This is a genomic window from Variovorax sp. 54 (assembly GCF_002754375.1).
Lineage (GTDB): Bacteria > Pseudomonadota > Gammaproteobacteria > Burkholderiales > Burkholderiaceae_C > Variovorax.
In genome coordinates this window covers 4,676,632-4,693,435 of sequence record NZ_PEFF01000001.1, presented here as the reverse complement: position 1 = coordinate 4,693,435, position 16,804 = coordinate 4,676,632, and the positions used below count along the sequence as shown (strand labels likewise).

The 16,804-nt window shown below is 66.9% G+C and carries 16 protein-coding genes; 10 read left to right on the top strand and 6 right to left on the bottom strand.

Annotation, left to right across the window (positions count from 1 at the left end; genetic code table 11):
• Nucleotides 1-147 precede the first annotated feature (147 nt).
• The 5 genes from CLU95_RS21680 to CLU95_RS21660 all read left to right on the top strand — a co-directional run bounded on the left by CLU95_RS21680 (nucleotide 148) and on the right by CLU95_RS21660 (nucleotide 5,025).
• Complete coding sequence (locus CLU95_RS21680; protein WP_099795500.1) at nucleotides 148-2,382, top strand: NADP-dependent isocitrate dehydrogenase; 2,235 nt, start codon at nucleotides 148-150, stop codon at nucleotides 2,380-2,382.
• Nucleotides 2,383-2,568: 186 nt separating this feature from the next.
• Nucleotides 2,569-2,922, top strand: coding sequence for a DUF1161 domain-containing protein (locus tag CLU95_RS21675; RefSeq protein WP_099795499.1), 354 nt, complete (start codon nucleotides 2,569-2,571; stop codon nucleotides 2,920-2,922).
• Nucleotides 2,923-2,939: 17 nt separating this feature from the next.
• Nucleotides 2,940-3,545, top strand: a complete 606-nt coding sequence (locus tag CLU95_RS21670) for a Pr6Pr family membrane protein (protein ID WP_099795498.1) — start codon at nucleotides 2,940-2,942, stop codon at nucleotides 3,543-3,545.
• Nucleotides 3,546-3,567: 22 nt separating this feature from the next.
• Nucleotides 3,568-4,104 carry a hypothetical protein gene (locus tag CLU95_RS21665; RefSeq protein WP_099795497.1) on the top strand — a complete coding sequence of 179 codons (537 nt, stop codon included), beginning with the start codon at nucleotides 3,568-3,570 and terminating at the stop codon, nucleotides 4,102-4,104.
• Nucleotides 4,105-4,260: 156 nt separating this feature from the next.
• A complete protein-coding gene (locus tag CLU95_RS21660; protein WP_099795496.1) occupies nucleotides 4,261-5,025 on the top strand; it encodes an SDR family oxidoreductase in 765 nt (254 codons plus the stop codon).
• Between the two features lie 12 nt (nucleotides 5,026-5,037).
• Here CLU95_RS21660 and cynS read toward each other — a convergent pair whose 3' ends face one another.
• Both cynS and CLU95_RS21650 read right to left on the bottom strand, forming a co-directional pair.
• Nucleotides 5,038-5,481 carry a cyanase gene (cynS, locus tag CLU95_RS21655; protein WP_099795495.1) on the bottom strand — a complete coding sequence of 148 codons (444 nt, stop codon included), beginning with the start codon at nucleotides 5,479-5,481 and terminating at the stop codon, nucleotides 5,038-5,040.
• 199 nt (nucleotides 5,482-5,680) lie between these two features.
• A complete protein-coding gene (locus CLU95_RS21650; protein WP_099795494.1) occupies nucleotides 5,681-6,103 on the bottom strand; it encodes a nuclear transport factor 2 family protein in 423 nt (140 codons plus the stop codon).
• An 87-nt stretch (nucleotides 6,104-6,190) separates the two neighbouring features.
• Between CLU95_RS21650 and CLU95_RS21645 the strand changes: the two genes are divergently transcribed.
• The 4 genes from CLU95_RS21645 (at nucleotide 6,191) to CLU95_RS21630 (ending at nucleotide 10,139) form a co-directional block, all read left to right on the top strand.
• Nucleotides 6,191-6,772 carry a TetR/AcrR family transcriptional regulator gene (locus CLU95_RS21645; RefSeq protein WP_099795493.1) on the top strand — a complete coding sequence of 194 codons (582 nt, stop codon included), beginning with the start codon at nucleotides 6,191-6,193 and terminating at the stop codon, nucleotides 6,770-6,772.
• A 34-nt stretch (nucleotides 6,773-6,806) separates the two neighbouring features.
• Nucleotides 6,807-7,700 (top strand): LysR substrate-binding domain-containing protein, encoded by an 894-nt coding sequence (locus CLU95_RS21640; RefSeq protein ID WP_099795492.1) that lies wholly within the window; start codon nucleotides 6,807-6,809, stop codon nucleotides 7,698-7,700.
• 135 nt (nucleotides 7,701-7,835) lie between these two features.
• Complete coding sequence (locus CLU95_RS21635) at nucleotides 7,836-8,993, top strand: alpha-hydroxy acid oxidase (protein ID WP_099795491.1); 1,158 nt, start codon at nucleotides 7,836-7,838, stop codon at nucleotides 8,991-8,993.
• Nucleotides 8,994-9,257: 264 nt separating this feature from the next.
• Nucleotides 9,258-10,139, top strand: coding sequence for a DUF3108 domain-containing protein (locus CLU95_RS21630; protein WP_143606031.1), 882 nt, complete (start codon nucleotides 9,258-9,260; stop codon nucleotides 10,137-10,139).
• Between the two features lie 92 nt (nucleotides 10,140-10,231).
• On the opposite strand, the gene CLU95_RS21625 is transcribed toward CLU95_RS21630, so the two are convergent.
• On the bottom strand, nucleotides 10,232-10,864 hold the full coding sequence (locus CLU95_RS21625; protein WP_099795489.1) for a TetR family transcriptional regulator: 633 nt from the start codon (nucleotides 10,862-10,864) through the stop codon (nucleotides 10,232-10,234).
• A gap of 81 nt (nucleotides 10,865-10,945) precedes the next feature.
• Between CLU95_RS21625 and CLU95_RS21620 the strand changes: the two genes are divergently transcribed.
• Entirely contained in the window at nucleotides 10,946-11,602 is a 657-nt protein-coding gene (locus CLU95_RS21620) for an O-methyltransferase (protein WP_099795488.1), read from the top strand.
• 52 nt (nucleotides 11,603-11,654) lie between these two features.
• On the opposite strand, the gene CLU95_RS21615 is transcribed toward CLU95_RS21620, so the two are convergent.
• The 3 genes from CLU95_RS21615 to CLU95_RS21605 are packed head-to-tail and all read right to left on the bottom strand — an operon-like array spanning nucleotide 11,655 to nucleotide 16,786.
• Nucleotides 11,655-12,629 carry a tripartite tricarboxylate transporter substrate-binding protein gene (locus CLU95_RS21615; RefSeq protein ID WP_099795487.1) on the bottom strand — a complete coding sequence of 325 codons (975 nt, stop codon included), beginning with the start codon at nucleotides 12,627-12,629 and terminating at the stop codon, nucleotides 11,655-11,657.
• Nucleotides 12,630-12,659: 30 nt separating this feature from the next.
• The gene (locus CLU95_RS21610; RefSeq protein WP_099795486.1) at nucleotides 12,660-14,012 is read right to left on the bottom strand and encodes an alpha/beta hydrolase family protein; all 1,353 of its coding nucleotides are present in this window, start codon (nucleotides 14,010-14,012) and stop codon (nucleotides 12,660-12,662) included.
• Nucleotides 14,009-16,786, bottom strand: coding sequence for a tannase/feruloyl esterase family alpha/beta hydrolase (locus CLU95_RS21605; RefSeq protein WP_099795485.1), 2,778 nt, complete (start codon nucleotides 16,784-16,786; stop codon nucleotides 14,009-14,011). The genes CLU95_RS21610 and CLU95_RS21605 overlap by 4 nt, the downstream gene beginning before the upstream one ends.
• Nucleotides 16,787-16,804: the final 18 nt, after the last annotated feature.

Genomic DNA, 16,804 nt, shown 5'->3' with positions numbered 1-16,804 from the left:
GCGGGAAGCCACGGCCGAGGGGTCATCGGGGTTTCTCCGGCCGCGCCCCGGCCCGACCGGGCGACAATGGGGGGCTCCGGCGAAAGTCCATTTCGCCCAATGAAATTTCAGCCCTCTCGACAACCCAGAACCTACGGAAGCAAGCGCATGAGCACGAAGCAACCCACCATCGTCTACACCCTCACCGACGAGGCGCCGCTGCTGGCGACCTACGCCTTCCTGCCCATCGTGCGCGCCTTCACCGCGCCGGCCGGCATCAACGTGACGACGAGCGACATCTCGGTGGCCGCCCGCGTCCTGGGCGAGTTCCCCGAGTTCCTGAGCGACGACCAGAAGGTGCCCGACAACCTGGCCGAACTGGGCAAGCTCACGCTGCAGCCCGACGCCAACATCATCAAGCTGCCCAACATCAGCGCCTCGGTCGCCCAGCTCAAGTCGGCCATCAAGGAACTGCAGGGCAAGGGCTACAAGATCCCCGACTATCCGGAGAACCCGACCTCCGACGAGGACAAGGACATCCGCACGCGCTACAACAAGTGCACCGGCAGCGCCGTGAACCCCGTGCTGCGCGAAGGCAACTCCGACCGCCGCGCGCCGCGCGCCGTGAAGGAATACGCCCGCAAGAACCCGCACAGCATGGCCGACTGGAGCCAGGCCTCGCGCTCGCACGTCTCGCACATGCACGGCGGCGACTTCTATCACGGCGAAAAGTCCATGACCCTGGACCGCGCGCGCAACGTCAAGATGGAACTGCTCACCAAGAGCGGCAAGACCATCGTGCTCAAGTCCAAGGTGGCCCTGCTCGACCGCGAAGTCATCGACTCCATGTTCATGAGCAAGAAGGCGCTGCTGGCCTTCTATGAAAAGGAAATCGAAGACGCGCACAAGACCGGCGTCATGTTCTCGCTGCACGTCAAGGCGACCATGATGAAGGTCTCGCACCCCATCGTGTTCGGCCACTGCGTGAAGATCTTCTACAAGGAAGCCTTCGAGAAGCACGGCAAGCTGTTCGACGAGCTGGGCATCAACGTCAACAACGGCATGGTCGATCTTTACAACAAGATCGCCACGCTGCCCCAGAGCACGCAGGACGAGATCAAGCGCGACCTGCACGCCTGCCACGAAGGCCGCCCCGAACTGGCCATGGTCGACTCGGCCAAGGGCATCACCAACTTCCATTCGCCCAACGACGTCATCGTGGATGCCTCCATGCCCGCGATGATCCGCAACGGCGGCAAGATGTGGGGCGCCGACGGCCGCCTGAAGGACGTCAAGGCCGTGATGCCCGAATCGACCTTCGCCCGCATCTACCAGGAGATCATCAACTTCTGCAAGTGGCACGGCGCCTTCGACCCCAAGACCATGGGCACCGTGCCCAACGTCGGCCTCATGGCCCAGAAGGCCGAAGAGTACGGCTCGCACGACAAGACCTTCGAAATTCCTGAAGACGGCGTGGCCAACATCACCGACCTGGACACCGGCGAAGTGCTGATGAGCGAAGACGTCGAAAAGGGCGACATCTGGCGCATGTGCCAGGTCAAGGACGCCGCCATTCGCGACTGGGTGAAGCTGGCCGTCAACCGCGCACGCAACTCCGGCATGCCGGTCGTGTTCTGGCTCGACGCCTACCGTCCGCACGAGGCGCAGCTGATCACCAAGGTCAAGATGTACCTGCACGAGCACGACACCACGGGCCTGGACATCCAGATCATGAGCCAGGTGCGCGCCATGCGCTACACGCTGGAGCGCGTCGTGCGCGGCCTGGACACCATCAGCGCCACCGGCAACATCCTGCGCGACTACCTGACCGACCTGTTCCCCATCATGGAACTGGGTACCTCGGCCAAGATGCTGTCGATCGTGCCCCTGATGGCCGGCGGCGGCATGTACGAGACCGGCGCGGGCGGCTCGGCCCCCAAGCACGTGCAGCAGCTGGTGGAAGAAAATCACCTGCGCTGGGATTCGCTGGGCGAATTCCTCGCGCTGGCCGTGAGCCTGGAAGACCTGGGCCTGAAGACCGGCAACGCGCAAGCCAAGATCCTGGCCAAGACGCTCGACGCCGCCACCGGCCAGCTGCTCGATAACAACAAGAACCCGTCGCCCAAGACGGGTCAGTTGGACAACCGCGGCAGCCAGTTCTACCTGGCGATGTACTGGGCCCAGGAACTCGCCGCGCAGACCGAGGACAAGGACCTGCAGACCAAGTTCAAGAAGCTCGCCGAGGCGCTCACCGCCAACGAGAAGAAGATCGTCGACGAACTCGCGGCCGTGCAGGGCAAGCCTGTGGACATCGGCGGCTACTACCTGGCCGACCCGAAGAAGTACGAAGCCGTGATGCGCCCGAGCGCCACGCTGAACGCGGTGCTGGCACCGGCGGCCTGATCCCGCTGCGCCTGCGTCTTCCGGGTCTGTGCTGACTCGGAAGCCTTCCTACCAACGGCCTGTTGCTCGCGCGGCAGGCCGTTTGTTTTTGTGTTTGTCTTTGCGTCCGCCGCCGTGCAGCGCGAAACTAGACGTCGACTCCCCCGCCCCCACGTCACTGCAAGAGAAAAGAAAGGCAGGCCCCTCATGAAACTCCGTCTGCTTGCTGTTGCTGCTGCCGCCTCGACCCTGCTCGTGGCTGCCGGCAGCGCCCACGCCCAGAGCAACTGCGACACGCTGCGCGCCGAGATCGAGGCCAAGATCGCCGCGTCGGGCGTGACGAACTTCAGCGTCGTCACCGTCGATGCCGCCGCCACGGCGAGCGGACAGGTCGTGGGCAGCTGCGACCTCGGCACCAAGAAGATCGTCTACCAGCGCGAAGGCGGCACGGCCTCGCCGGCCACCCCTGCATCCCCATCAGCCCCCGCGCCACGCGGCGAGCCCATGCTCACCGAGTGCAAGGACGGCTCGGTGTCGATGGGCGGCAACTGCAAGCCCTGAGCGCAGGGCAGCATCGCGTGATCTGGCCCGCCCTGCGCCTCTTCTTCGGCCTGCTGACCCTGGTGGCCATCGGCTGGCAGCTGACGATCCATGTCCGCATGGGCTTCAACGTCGTCAACTTCTTCAGCTTCTTCACCAACCTCTCGAACCTGTTCGCGGCGATCGTGCTGGTGCTGGGCGCGCGCCGCCTCTGGCGACCGGCGTCCACGGGGCCTGACGAGGGGCTGCGCGCCATGTCGGCCGTGAACATGGCGGTGGTCGGCATCGTCTTCTCGCTGCTGCTGCGCGACGTCGACCTCGGCGCGCTGCGGCCATGGATCAACACGCTGCTGCACTACGTGATGCCCTGCGTCGTGCTGCTCGACTGGCTGCTGCAGCCGCCGCGCACGCGGCTCGGCGGCCGGCAGCTGCTGTGGATACTCGTCGTCCCCATGGTCTACCTGGCCTACACGCTGCTGCGCGGTGGCCGCACCGGCTGGTACCCCTACCCCTTCCTCAACCCCGCCAACGTGGGCGGCTACGGCGGTGTGGCCGTCTATGCGGCAGGCATCGCGCTGACCTTCGGGGTGGCGGGGTGGGGGTTGCTGGCGTTGGGGAACCGGTTGGGCCGGCGCGGCCTGTAGCACCGTTCAACCACCTTGTTTCATGACCCACATCTTCACTCTGCATCGCGAAAGCCTCAAACGCCGCTTCGCCGTCTATGTCGTGGTCGCCCACTCACAAGACGACGCGCGGTTGTACGTCGGCAAGACCGGCGACAACCGCATGGGCTGCAACCCGCTGATCTCACGCTGCGGCAACCACTTCTCCTACAACGACATCCACAGTCAGATCCGCAACGGACTCAGCGACCACGAGGAGCGCGACTACACCTACGTCTTCGATCACTTCGACGACTACACCGACGACGAGTTGCTACGCCGCACGCGCATCGACCGGATCAACGAGATGGAGCGCTGGCTCAACCAACAAATCCAGGTGATGCTGCAGCGCTTCGACTGCGCAAACCTCGCGCTCCTGAACACGTACCAGGGCGTCGGCCATGTGCCGCAAGCCAAACGCGACAGTCGCGCAGCGTTCCGCACGACCGATGCACAACAGAAGATCGACGCCATCGTCGAAGCCGTGCGCAACCACTGCGCCCAATTGCCCTGCGTGGCGGCCGAAGCCCGCACCTCCTGATCCGGCCTCAGCCGGATGCCGCCCGCGTTTTCGCAGGATCAGGCAAAAACCTCGTTCGATCCGGATACCGCCTCAGGCCCCTTCGCCCCGAGACTCATCCCCATGCCCGGCGCACCCTTCGCGCCATGGCGCACCGACCCGCATGAGGAGTTTTGTATGAGTGCAATCCAGGACACAGTGGTTCTCGTCACCGGCGCCAGCAGCGGCATCGGCGAGGCGACGGCGCGGCGGCTCGCGCGGCGCGGCGCCCATGTGGTGCTCGGCGCGCGCCGCACCGAACGGCTGGCCGCGCTGGCGGCCGAGATCAATGCCACCGGCGGCTCGGCGAGCTTCCGTCGGCTCGATGTGACGCACCGGCCCGACATGGAGGCCTTTGCCGAGTTCGCCCTCGACACGCACGACCGCATCGACGTGCTGGTGAACGCCGCCGGCGTGATGCCGCTGTCGCCGCTGTGGCAGCGCAAGATCGAGGAGTGGGAGCTGATGATCGACGTCAACCTGCGCGGCATGCTGCTCGGCGTGGCGGCCGTGCTGCCGACGATGCAGGAGCAGGGCTGGGGCCACATCGTCAACGTCGCGCCGGTGGCCATGGGCGGCGCCACACCCGACTCGGCCGTGTACCACGGCACGCAGTACGCGGTGCAGGCGATCTCCGAAGGGCTGCGGCGCGAACACGCGGGGCGCCTGCATGTCACGCTGGTGAGCCCCGACGTGGCCGAGGCCGCCGACCCGCTGGCCGAGCGCATCGCCGACAGCTACGCCTTCGAGCGCATGCGCACGCGGCGGCGGCTGACGACGCCGGTGGAAGGCGTGGCGCGTGCCATTGCCGGTGCGATCGAGGGAGCGAGTTACGGCATGGCGGGCCCGGGCTGGCGCTCGGCCCCGACGCCGCGGCCGAAGCCTGCAGCGCCGGTGTACTGACCCGTACCCGCCTCAGTAGCTCTTGTACGGCAGGAACTTGCCCGACAGCACCACGTTGACGCGGTCGCCCTTCGGGTCGGCCTGGCGCTGGATGTCCATGCTGAAGTCGATGGCGCTCATGATGCCGTCGCCGAATTCCTCGTGGATCAGTTCCTTGATGGTGGTGCCGTACACGCTCACCACCTCGTACCAGCGGTAGATCAGCGGGTCGGTCGGAACGGGCGTGGGCAGCGAGCCCTTGTAGGGCACGACCTGGAGCCACTTCTGTTCCTCGGGCGTGAGGCCGAAGATCTTGCCGATGATCTTTGCCTGCTTGTCGTCGAGCGTCATCTGGCCGAGGCAGGCCGCGGTGGTCCACTCTTTCGAAAGGCCGACCTTCCTGGCCACGTCGGCCCACTGGATGCCCTTGGACACCTTGGCGGTGATGATCTTCTCGGTGACGTCGTTGCGGTTCATGCGGCTTGGCTCCTGGGGTTGAAATGGATGCGATAGGCCAAGCAACAGGCATGCCCAGCTGACTTGCTCCCTCTCCCCTCGGGGAGAGGGTTGGGGTGAGGGTGCGACAGCGATGGTGTGAGGCGCGGCTTTGCGAAGGCCGCAAGCCCTCACCCTAACCCTCTCCCGCAAGCGGGAGAGGGGACAAGACAGGAAGAGCTCAACGCTCCCAGCGGAACTTGCGCTCCGACTCCGCAATGGGCTGGTCGTTGATGCTCGCGTAGCGCTTGCGCATCAACCCGTTCTCCGCAAACTCCCAGTTCTCGTTGCCATGGCTGCGAAACCACTGGCCCGCGGCGTCGTGCCATTCGTACTCGAAGCGCACCGCGATGCGGTTGTCCATGAAGGCCCACAGCGTCTTCTTCAGGCGGTAGTCGTGCTCGCGCTCCCACTTACGGGTGAGGAACTCCACCACCTGCTCGCGGCCGTTGACGAAGTCGGCACGGTTGCGCCATTCGGTATCGGGCGTGTAGGCCAGGCTCACGCGAACCGGGTCGCGCGAGTTCCAGGCGTCTTCGGCGGCCTGGACTTTCTGGGTCGCAGATTCAAGGGTGAAGGGCGGCAGCGGCGGGCGGGATTCCATGGCGGGCTTTCAGTCAAGAAATGAAGTGATGAAGGCCCGCAATGTGCCACGAGTAGACAGACCTGTCTACATGCCTACAATCGCCGCATGGACATCTCTGCACTGCCCGCACGCGAGCGCATCCTGCTCACGGCGCACGAGCTCTTCTATGCCGACGGCATCCGCGCCACCGGCATCGACCGCGTGATCGCCGCGTCGGGCGTCACCAAGGTCACCTTCTACCGGCACTTCCCGTCGAAGGACGACCTGGTGCGCGCCTTTCTCGACCACCGACACGGCGTGTGGATGGCCTGGTTCGTCGATGCGCTGGGCCGCCGCGACGCGCAGCAGCGCATCGCGCAGGGGCAGGCGCTGCCGGTGCTGGCCGACGTGATGGCCGAGTGGTTCACCGACCCGGTCTTTCGGGGCTGTGCCTTCATCAACTCGGTGGTGGAAGTCGGTGCCAGCGTGGCCGGCGCCGCCGACATCGCGCGCGAGCACAAGCGCGAGATGGTCGAGGTGATCGCCGGCCTGCTGCCCGACGGCCCGCAGCGCATGGCCATTGCGCAGGCTGCCGCGCTGGGCGTCGACGGCGCCATCGTCAAGGCGCAGATGGGCGATGCGGCCCTGGCGCGCGAGGCGGTCGACGACCTGCGGCGGCTGCTCGATGCGCTCGTCGCGCTTCGATAACATCGCAGCGCTCACTCCCTTCCCCAAAAAACAGATGGCATCGACGCGACTCCCCTCGACCCAGGGCCTGCAGGCCTTCGAGGCCGTCGCGCGGCTGCGCAGCGTGAACGTCGCGGCCGAGGAGCTCAGCGTCACGCCCAGCGCGGTCAGCCACCGCATCCGGCAGCTCGAGACGCAGCTCGAGCTCAAGCTCTTCACGGGCAACGACTTCGGCCTGAGCGCCGACGGCGTGGCCTATCTGGCGCGCGTGCGCGAGGCCATTGCGGCGCTGCAGCAGGTGCCGGGGCGCGAGCCCGCGTCGCAGGTGCGGCGGCTGCGCGTGGCGGTCACGCCCACCTTCTCGCGCCAGATGCTGCTGCCCCGGCTGGCCGAGTTCCGCGACGCCTACCCGACCATCGAGCTGATGCTGCAGGTGACCATGCCGGTGCGCAACTTCACCGCAGAAGACGCCGACATCGAGTTGCGCTTCGGCACCGGCCCGTTCCACGACCGCGAGTTCTGCCAGCTGCTGGCCGACGACGTCTCGCCGGTGTGCAGCCCCGCCTACCTGGAACGCCACGGGCCCTTCGACGAGCACTTTTCGACCGACGCCGAGGTGGCCCGCGTGCAGCTGCTGCGCACGCCGCTGGAGTCGTGGCGCATCTGGTTCAAGGCCTGCGGCATCGGCCTGCCCGAGCCGGCCGTGGGCCACCAGTTCAACGACCTGGGGCTGGCGCTCGATGCCGCCGCCGAAGACTTCGGCGTGGTGCTCATGCACCTGCGGCTGGGCCGCGCCTGGATCGACAACGGCCGGCTGGTGCGCCTGTCGCCGCACAGCGCGCCCTCGCCCAACGCCTACTTCCTGTGCTGGCGCCCGGGCACCATGGAGCGCTGGGAATGCGCCACCTTCGTCGAATGGCTGCGCCAGGCGCTGCGCGAGCCGGGCTGAATAATTTTCAGACGGGGTGCGGGCTTTTTTCAGGTGGCCGGCACGTTTCCCCTGCAGACTCGACCCCCGGCGCTGCCGTGGCCTGCGTAGCCGGCCCGCCTTGACCCCCATAACACCAGCCAGGAGACCTCCCCCGTGCCCGACCTTTCCAAGATCACCTGCATCGAAGACCTGCGGGCGATCGCCCAGCAGCGCGTGCCGAAGATGTTCTACGACTACGCCGACTCCGGCGCCTGGACCGAGGGCACCTACCGCGCCAACGAGAGCGACTTTCAGAAGATCAAGCTGCGCCAGCGCGTGGCCGTGAACATGGAAGGCCGCTCCACCCGCACCACCATGATCGGCCAGGAGGTCGCCATGCCCGTGGCCATCGCGCCCACGGGCCTGACCGGCATGCAGCACGCCGACGGCGAGATCCTGGGCGCCCGCGCGGCCAAGGCCTTCGGCATCCCGTTCACGCTCTCCACCATGAGCATCTGCTCGCTGGAAGACATTGCCGAGAACACCGACCGCCACCCCTTCTGGTTCCAGCTCTACGTGATGAAGGACCGCGACTTCATCGAGCGCCTGATCGACCGCGCCAAGGCCGCTAACGTGTCGGCGCTGCAGCTCACGCTCGACCTGCAGATCCTCGGCCAGCGCCACAAGGACATCAAGAACGGCCTGTCCACGCCGCCCAAGCCCACGATCAAGAACCTCATCAACCTGGCGACCAAGCCGCGCTGGTGCATGGGCATGCTGGGCACCAAGCGCCGCACCTTCGGCAACATCGCCGGCCACGCCAAGGGCGTGAAAGACCTGTCGTCGCTGTCGTCATGGACCGCCGAACAGTTCGACCCGGCCTTGAGCTGGGCGGACGTCGAATGGATCAAGAAGCGCTGGGGCGGCAAGCTGATCCTCAAGGGCATCATGGACGCCGAAGACGCACGCCTGGCCGTGGCCAGCGGCGCCGACGCGCTCATCGTCTCCAACCACGGCGGTCGCCAGCTCGACGGCGCGCCCTCGTCCATCGCGGCCCTGCCGGCCATCGCCGATGCCGTGGGCAGCCAGATCGAGGTGTGGATGGACGGCGGCGTGCGCAGCGGGCAAGACGTGCTCAAGGCCCGCGCCCTGGGCGCACGCGGCACGCTGATCGGGCGCAGCTTCCTGTACGGTCTGGGCGCCTACGGCCAGGAAGGCGTGACGCGCGCGCTGCAGATCATCCACAAGGAACTGGACATCACGATGGCTTTCTGCGGACGCACACAGATCGACGATGTGCGTTCGGACATCCTCTTGCCGGGGACGTTCTGAGGGGCGGTTGAAGACCTCGCCGGGGGCAGGTTGCGGCGGTTGAAAACCTCGCTCCCGGGCATCAAGAGCGGGTGCTCATGGCTCTTTCGCTCGCGGGCCGCTGTGGCCAATTGACACTTGCGCTGAGGGCTGACAGCAGGGCCTTCACATGCTTGTGTGACTTATTCCCCAACTGAGAAAGGTCAACTGCAAACCAAATACGCGCCTCGTTCGAACGCACAAGATCGCCCTCCAAGATTCGGCCCTCAACAACAGGGAGGAATCTTGAAGAAAGCACGTTCTAACAACATCTCGCGCGCGCGATTGCTTGCAATTGTTGCCGCAGTCGCAACGATTTCCGCATGCGGCGGTGGCGGAGACGGTGGTGGCGCCCCCGCGTTTCCCATCTTGCCCATCGCTGAACCCGCCCCGCCGCCACCCGCACCAGCGCCCGTGTCAGACAGCTCGGGCCCTTGCTTCAATGAGGCCGACTTCCGCGAAGGCACGGTTGTGGAATTCGAGGCAGCCAAGCCAGGAACGGACCCAGCGAAGCCTTCCTTCGTCAGAAAAGCAGCGACCGAGGGCCGCGAGGCATTCGGCGGCGCGAATCCGATCTCGGTGAACGTGGGTTCGGAAACCTTCACCTATCCGGCGTTTCAGCAACGCACCGTCAAGAAGGAATACAAGGACCTCGTGAACGGCAGCTTTCTGCTCTACGGGAAATCGACCACGTACACGAGCACGATCGATCCAACGTTCGTGCCTTCAGTGCCTGCCGGCTATCCGCTGAAGCAGGTCAGCACGGTGTCCCAGGTCTTCACGCCGCCGTTTGCGTTCCCGGTCGACATGACACCGGGGCAGGTCGTCAGCCAACAATCCACGGCGGCAAAGACGTCAGTCCTCAACGGCCAGAGCGGCACGACCGTGTCGCTGCCCGCGAGTGGCGAACTCACGTACCACGGCCGTGAGCAGCTGGACACGCCACTGGGCACGTTCAACACCTGCAAGCTCTCGCTCAAGATCGCGGTGGGCGCGGCGGGGATCAGCAAGGACATCACGCGAGAGTTCTGGCTCGCTGCCGAAGGCCCGTATCGCGGCCAACTGCTGAAGGGCGGCGATTCGAAGACGGCGATGGTTGTGACGAAGATGACCTACTCGCCCAAGTAAGCAAGACGGGCTTTCAGTCTCCGGCCACGGACCCTTCGGGGTCCGTTTTCGTTGCAGCGCGATCGTTGCTGCACCAGCGCCTCGCGATCGGCTCAGCGCGACGCCAGGCTTTCCATGTAGACGCAGAACATGTCGGCCATCGCATCCGCCCAGGCTTCGATCTCGGCGTCGGTGCGAGGGCTCTCGGAAAACTCTTTCCCCACGGCACTGAGCGTCGCCACGATCAGGTCGCCCGCCATCTGGCGCGTGGCATCGGACGCCGCTGGCAGCGCTTGCTGCATGAACACGCGGACGATGTCATCGCCGGCGGCGCGCACCTCCTGCGCCTCGGGTGCGTCGCGATAGAACGGCGCCGCATCGCCGAGTGCCGTTCGCACCTCAGCTTCCTCGCACTCGGATCGGACGAAAGCATGCGTGAGCAGGCGCAGCCGCTCGAGCGCAGGCCGCTGTGTATCCCCGAGGATGCCGCGCATCATCTCCGTCGTCTGCCGCCATTCGTCGCTCTGCAGACGGAACAGGATCGACGCCTTGTTCGGGAAGTACTGGTAGACCGACCCGACGCTCACGCCTGCCCTTTCGGCGACACGCGTCGTCGTGAAACGGCGCACGCCTTCTTTCGCCAAAACCTGAACAGCGGCCTGAAGAATGGCCCCCAAAAGGTCGGCCGAACGCGCCTGCTTGGGCTGTCTGCGAGAGGAGATCGAGGGGTTTTGACGGTCGGTCATGGGAGCGCTGCGGAACGCGAATGGAAAACATGAAGGGTTCTTCATAGTATTTCCCATCTGCTTTTCACACGAAAGAACCCCGTGACAACCTTGACCACTGCACCCCTCGCGCCCTTGCTGGACCGCCTGTTCCAGGAGGCCAGCGCAGCCACTAGTCCCGCCGTCGCCAGCATCAGCCCGGAAGAGCGCCAACGGCTGATGCACAGCAAGACCGAATACATCGACCTCTACAGCCGGCTCAAGGACCTGTGGCTGCCGGTCTCACGCAACACCGGCGTGCTGCTGTACCAGCTGGCGCGCAGCACTAACGCGCGCCACATCATCGAGTTCGGCACCTCCTTCGGCCTGTCCACGCTGTACATGGCCGCAGCGCTGCGCGACAACGGCGGTGGCCGCCTGATCAGCAGCGAGTTCGAACCCTCGAAGATCGCCAAGGCCCGCGAGCACCTGGCCCAAGGCGGCGTGGCCGACCTGGTCGAGATCCGCGAAGGCGATGCACTGCAGACGCTGGCCGTCGACCTGCCGACGTCCATCGACCTGCTGCTGCTCGATGGCGCGAAGGCGCTGTATCCCGACGTGCTGGCGCTGGTCGAAAGCCGCCTGCGGCCGGGCGCGCTGATCGTGGCGGACAACGCCGACCACAGCCCGGAGTATCTGGCGCGCGTCCGCTCGCCCGACAGCGGGTATTTGTCGGTGCCGTTTGCTGATGACGTGGAACTGTCCATGCGGTTAGGCTGAAGCCGCAGAGTCAGGCCATCCCGACCACGGCGGCTGATACCTCGCGTCAAGCTCAGTCCGCGTACACCCCCGCGGCCTTAATGATCGGGCTCCACTTCGCAATCTCCGCCGCCACGAACTTCTTGTGGCCCTCGGGTTCGATGCGCCCGTCAGTGGCGACGACGGCGCCCAGCGCTTCTTCGCGCTTGATGAAGTCCACATCTTTCAGTGCCAGCTTCAGCGCATCGCTGATCTTCTTGAGCACCGGCGCGGGCGTGCCCTTGGGCGCGTACAGGCCGTGCCAGATCGTCACCTGGAAGTTCTTCAGGCCGGCCTCGTCGAGCGTGGGCAGGTCTTTCAAGAGCGGCGTGGTCAGGCGCTTGGGCGTGGTCACGGCATAGGCCTTGACCTTCTTGGCTTCGATCTGCGGCGAGGTGTTGGTGCTCTGGTCGCACAGCAGGTCGATCTGGCCGCCGATCAGGTCGGTGATGGCGGGCGCCGTGCCCTTGTAGGGCACGGGCGTCATCTCGGTCTTGGTGGCGCTCTGGTAGAGCAGGCCGCACAGGTGCGAGGCCGAGCCGATGCCTGCATTGCCCAGGTTGATCTTGCCCTTGTTGGCGGCGATCCAGGCGGTCAGTTCCTTGTAGTTGGTGGCCGGCAGGCTGGGCTTGGCGATGAGCGTCATGGGCACGTCGTTGACGATGCCCAGGTACTCGAAGTCGGTCTCGACCTTGAACGGCACGTTGCGCACCAGCGTCGGCACGGTCGCCATCGCGATGTGGTTGAGCAGCAGCGTGTAGCCGTCGGGGTTGGCGCGCGCCACCTTGGCCGCGCCGATGGAGCTGCCCGCGCCGGGCACGTTGTCGATGATGACGCTGGCACCGCCCAGCGGCTTGCGCAGCGCCTCGGCCAGATCACGCGCCACGCGGTCGGTCGGGCCGCCGGCCGCGAAGGGCACGACGATGGTCACGGGCTTGCCCGCAGGGAAGTCTTGCGCGTGGGCGCACACGGCAAGGGCCACGGCCGCGAGGGCGAACATTTTTTTCATCAGAGTCTCCGTCAAGGTCAAAAAGAAAAATCAGGGCGCGCGCGAAGGCACGCGGCTTTCGAGCGTCGGGGGTTGCCACTCGGGCTGGATGTGGCAGCCGTTCTTGCCGTCGGTGTCGTAGCGCGGCATGAGCGACGTGCAACGCTGCGCGAGGCTCTGGGGCGTGGGCTTCTCGCCGGTGTCGATCCAGTCGAGCAGCGCGCCGAAGAGCGCGGGGTACTCCGAATCGCTGAGGTAGCTGTGCTCGCGCTCGGCGCTGAAGCTCTGCACCAGATGGCCGCCGGTACCGGCCGCATCGCGGATGCGGCGGTAGGCGTTCTCGAGCTCGACGAACGCCGTAGGGTCGTCGATGGCATGCAGGCCCACGGTGGGCAGCGAGGTGCGGCCCGTCGGTTGGCTGTCGGCCGCGAGCGCGCCCTGGGCCTGCGGGTCGGCTGCGTAGCGCAGCACGCCGGCATTGAGCGCCGCGTCGTCGGTCGAGCCGCTGTAGACCACGCCGATGTTGCCGAAGGGGTTGCGGCCATGCAGGCGTTGCTGCACGAGGTCCTGGAACAGCCACGTCGCCCAGTTGAGGTGGCCGACCAGCGAGCGCTCGGGAATCTTCACGACCGAGAGAATCGTCTTCAGGCGCGCCGCCTGTTCGGGCGTGCGCTGCGCGGCGGGCGTGCCGACGCCGGTGCAGTCCTTGACGCGCGCGGCGAGGTCGGCGCGTGTGAGCTTCGCGTCCATCGGCAGGCCCATCCACAACGGGTACTGCGGCTCGTCGGGCTTCGGGTGGTTGCGGCAGACGTACTGGTAGACCACGCGCAGGTCGAGCCGGAAGTCGTAGGCGCTGTTGCCGCCGCCGAGCACGCCGCTGGTGAGCAGCAGCCCATCGTAGGGCGACTTCGCATCGCCCACGGGCGCATAGAGTTCGGCCGCCTTCGCTGCCACGCCCGCGCCGTAGCTCTGCCCGTGCAGCAGCGTGCGCTTGGGCGTGCCGAAGTGGCGCACGACGATCTGGCGTAGCCGCTCGGTGTCTTCGGCCGCCATCGTCACGCCGTAGCCGCCACGCCGGTAGGTGGAACCGGCCCAGGCATAGCCGGCCTTCACGGTGATGGCCCAGCGTTTCAGGTCTTCTTCGCTGCGCGCGAGCTTGGGCGCGCCCGTCTCGGGCCCGCCGTGCGCGTGCATCACGAGCACGCCGCGCTGCCAGTCTTTGGGAATGGCGATCCAGTAGAACGCGCCCGCGCCGTCTTCACCGGTGTAGCAGTGTGCGGTCTCCGGCACGGGTGACGGGCAGGCCGTGGGCTTGGGCGCGGTGGCGGGTGCCGCGTGCGCGGACAGCAGCGGCGCCGCACCCAGCACAGCGAGGGCGGCCAGTTGCGAGAGGTGTTTTTTCAATGGCGTACTCCGAGGTCCAGCGCGCCGTTCGTTCCATCGGTGGTGACGAAGGCCATCACGCCGCTGTTGAAGATGAAATGGCCCGGTCGGCCGGCACCGGCCTGCGCCACGCCGAGCACTGGCGTGTCGTAGCCCAGCGTGGTGGCCGCACCGCCGAGGTTGAAGGCGGTGCCGGCCACCGTCGCCTCGCGGCTCTCGCCCTTGACGCTGGCCATGGCATAGCTGCCGTCGGCCGCGCCGGACATCAACGTCTGCTGCACCGCCAGCAGGCGCAGGCCCGGCTGGATGACGGTGGCCACGCCGCTGCTGGTGTCGGCTGCCGGCACAGCGGTGGCCACGCGGCGCAGGTACAGCGGCGTCGACACGCCGTTGACCAGCCCGATCACCACCGAGCCGGTGAGCGTGCCGCCGGTGGTCTCGGCGGTGCCGCTCGACGAGGTCGAGGTCGTGTACATGTCGAAGGCGCCGCGCGCCGTGCTGTAGCTGAGGTAGCCCTTCTCGGTGTTCTTGCAGGTCTGGTCGTAGGTCATGAAGCTGTTCGACGCCGGGCTGCGGCAGAACTGGAAGGTGCCCGCATTGCGCAGCCGCCCCGCCGACGAGAACGCCGCCGTGGCCCCGGCGCCGAGCTGCTCCACGCCGGCCGCATTGAAGATCAACGACACCGTGCGGAAGTCCGTCGACGGCGACACATTCTGGAAGGTGTTCTGGAACGCCACCAGCGGCGAGAAGCCGGTGCCGCTCGGCGGGTTCACGCCGCCCAGCAGCACGCCGCCGGCGCCGAAGCTGAACACCACCCCGCTCTCGCCACTCGTGTAGCTGCAACTGCCCTGCGACACGAGCGAGCCGGCGCGCTGCGTACCGACCCGCGTGGGTTCGTGGCTCGCATCGATGGTGACGGTGTAGGCCATGCTGGCCGGGTCGATCTGCACCTGCAGTTCCTCGCCGAAGCTGTTGCCGCCTTTGTAGCGTGTTGCGCTCGCAGGCAGGTTCGGGCAAGCGAGGGGGTCGCCGACCTCGGTCACGCAGCTGAAGTTGACGGCCGCATCGAGGCTGCCGCTGCCGCGGTACTTGGGCCACGATGGAAACTGGCACAGCGGGCGCGTGCGGCCGTAGCTGCCGGCCACGGCGTCCACCGCGACGGGCGTGGCGGGCGCCAGGCCGCCCTCGACCCAGCCTTCGAGCGCCGCGAGCGAGTCCCAGTTGGGAATGAAGCTGCCGGTGCCGTGGCCCATGCCGGGCACGGTGTAGAAGCGCACGTTCTGCGTGACCGCGGCCTGACCCAGCGTGGCAATGAGCTGCTGGTAGTAGTCGATGGTCGAGTTCGGGCTGATCACCTCGTCGGCCAGGCCGTGCAGCATGAGCAGCTTGCCGCCGCGTGCAAAGAAGGGGGCGAGGTTCGGGTCGGTCGCATCGGTGAGCTTCGAGACCTCGGTCACGCGCGCCGCATGCGTGCCCGGGTTCTGCGGATCGAAGGTCAGCGTGTTGAAGTCGGCATCGCGCGTGACGAAGAACTTCACCCACTGGTCGCCCGTGACGTACATGTTGGCATCGGCCGAGGTGGCGGGGTTGCCCGGCACCTTGCGCGTGCCGAGGTCGCGCGTGGTGTACGGGCCCGCCACCAGAGCACCTTCGAGCAGGTTGTAGCCGCCCGCGCGCTTCACGCCGTTGGCGAGCGCATAGCGCGTGAACTCCAGCGGCGACTCGATGGCGTGCACCGTGTCGATCTGCGCGTCCGACAGGCAGGTGTCCGCCGTGTCCGCGCCGTTGGGGCAGCGCAGCGAGGCGAGGATCTGCGTGTTGAGCTGGCGGCAGCTTTCGACGTTGCTCACGAGGTTGTCGAGCGCGCCGTCGAGCTTGTCGCAGGCCTGCATCGCGGCCTTCTGCACCAGCAGCGTCTCGGTGAGGTTGAGCCAGCCCTTGGCGTCGTTGTTGTACAGCGCGCGGCCCACCGCCACGTTCGACAGCCGCGTGCCCGTGTAGTTGAGCGCCGGCTCATTGGCGATCACGCCGTCGTAGTCCTGCGGCCAGCGCTGGATGTAGCCGAGCGCGTCGCGCCCGCCGGTCGAGGTGCCGAGGAAGTAGGCGTGCTTGGGCTTCACGGCATAGCGCGCGAACACCAGCGCCTGTGCCACGTCGCGCGTCTTCTTGAGCGACTGGCCGCCGTAGTTGGCCAGCTGCTCGTCGTTGGCCGCGAACTTCCCGTCGGTGATGCTGCTCGACTGGTGGCCCGAATCGTCGCCGTAGGTGGCGTAGCCCAGCGCCAGCGGCGCGGGCTTGCCGGCGGGGCCGAAGCGGATGACTTCGGTGCCGTCGATGAGCACGCCGTCGAAGCCGCCGCCGCCGAAGTGGATGGTCTTCTGGTTCCACTGCTCGGGCAGGTTGACCGCGAAATTGATGAGCTGCGAGGCCGGGTCCACCGGCGCGATGGTGCCGCGCACGCGGCAGTAATCGCCCAGCGTGTTGCCCGCGTCGCCGGCGGCCACGGGCGTGGCGCTGGTGACGGTGGCGCCCTGCGTGGGCAGGCTGATCAACGCGGCGGGCAGGCTCTTGCCGGCCAGGTCGGCGCAGGCCACGACGGGCAGCACGGGCGGGGGCGGAGTGCCGGGCGGCTCCTCGGCCGGCGGGGTGTTGCCGCTGGCGGGCGGCGGGGTCGGCAGGAAGAAGCCGGGGCTCCCTCCTCCCCCGCTGCCGCCACCGCAGGCGGCCAGGACCAACGACGCGCCGATCAGCGCAACGACGACACGAAACTTCGAGGCAGGGCGCGGTGTGCGCATGGATTTGTCTCCGGCATG

Coding starts and splice junctions, on each gene's coding strand:
- CLU95_RS21680 (WP_099795500.1), top strand. CDS start 148: ATGAGCACGAAGCAACCCACCATCGTCTACACCCTCACCGACGAGGCG.
- CLU95_RS21675 (WP_099795499.1), top strand. CDS start 2,569: ATGAAACTCCGTCTGCTTGCTGTTGCTGCTGCCGCCTCGACCCTGCTC.
- CLU95_RS21665 (WP_099795497.1), top strand. CDS start 3,568: ATGACCCACATCTTCACTCTGCATCGCGAAAGCCTCAAACGCCGCTTC.
- CLU95_RS21660 (WP_099795496.1), top strand. CDS start 4,261: ATGAGTGCAATCCAGGACACAGTGGTTCTCGTCACCGGCGCCAGCAGC.
- cynS (WP_099795495.1), bottom strand. CDS start 5,481: ATGAACCGCAACGACGTCACCGAGAAGATCATCACCGCCAAGGTGTCC.
- CLU95_RS21650 (WP_099795494.1), bottom strand. CDS start 6,103: ATGGAATCCCGCCCGCCGCTGCCGCCCTTCACCCTTGAATCTGCGACC.
- CLU95_RS21645 (WP_099795493.1), top strand. CDS start 6,191: ATGGACATCTCTGCACTGCCCGCACGCGAGCGCATCCTGCTCACGGCG.
- CLU95_RS21640 (WP_099795492.1), top strand. CDS start 6,807: ATGGCATCGACGCGACTCCCCTCGACCCAGGGCCTGCAGGCCTTCGAG.
- CLU95_RS21625 (WP_099795489.1), bottom strand. CDS start 10,864: ATGACCGACCGTCAAAACCCCTCGATCTCCTCTCGCAGACAGCCCAAG.
- CLU95_RS21615 (WP_099795487.1), bottom strand. CDS start 12,629: ATGAAAAAAATGTTCGCCCTCGCGGCCGTGGCCCTTGCCGTGTGCGCC.
- CLU95_RS21605 (WP_099795485.1), bottom strand. CDS start 16,786: ATGCGCACACCGCGCCCTGCCTCGAAGTTTCGTGTCGTCGTTGCGCTG.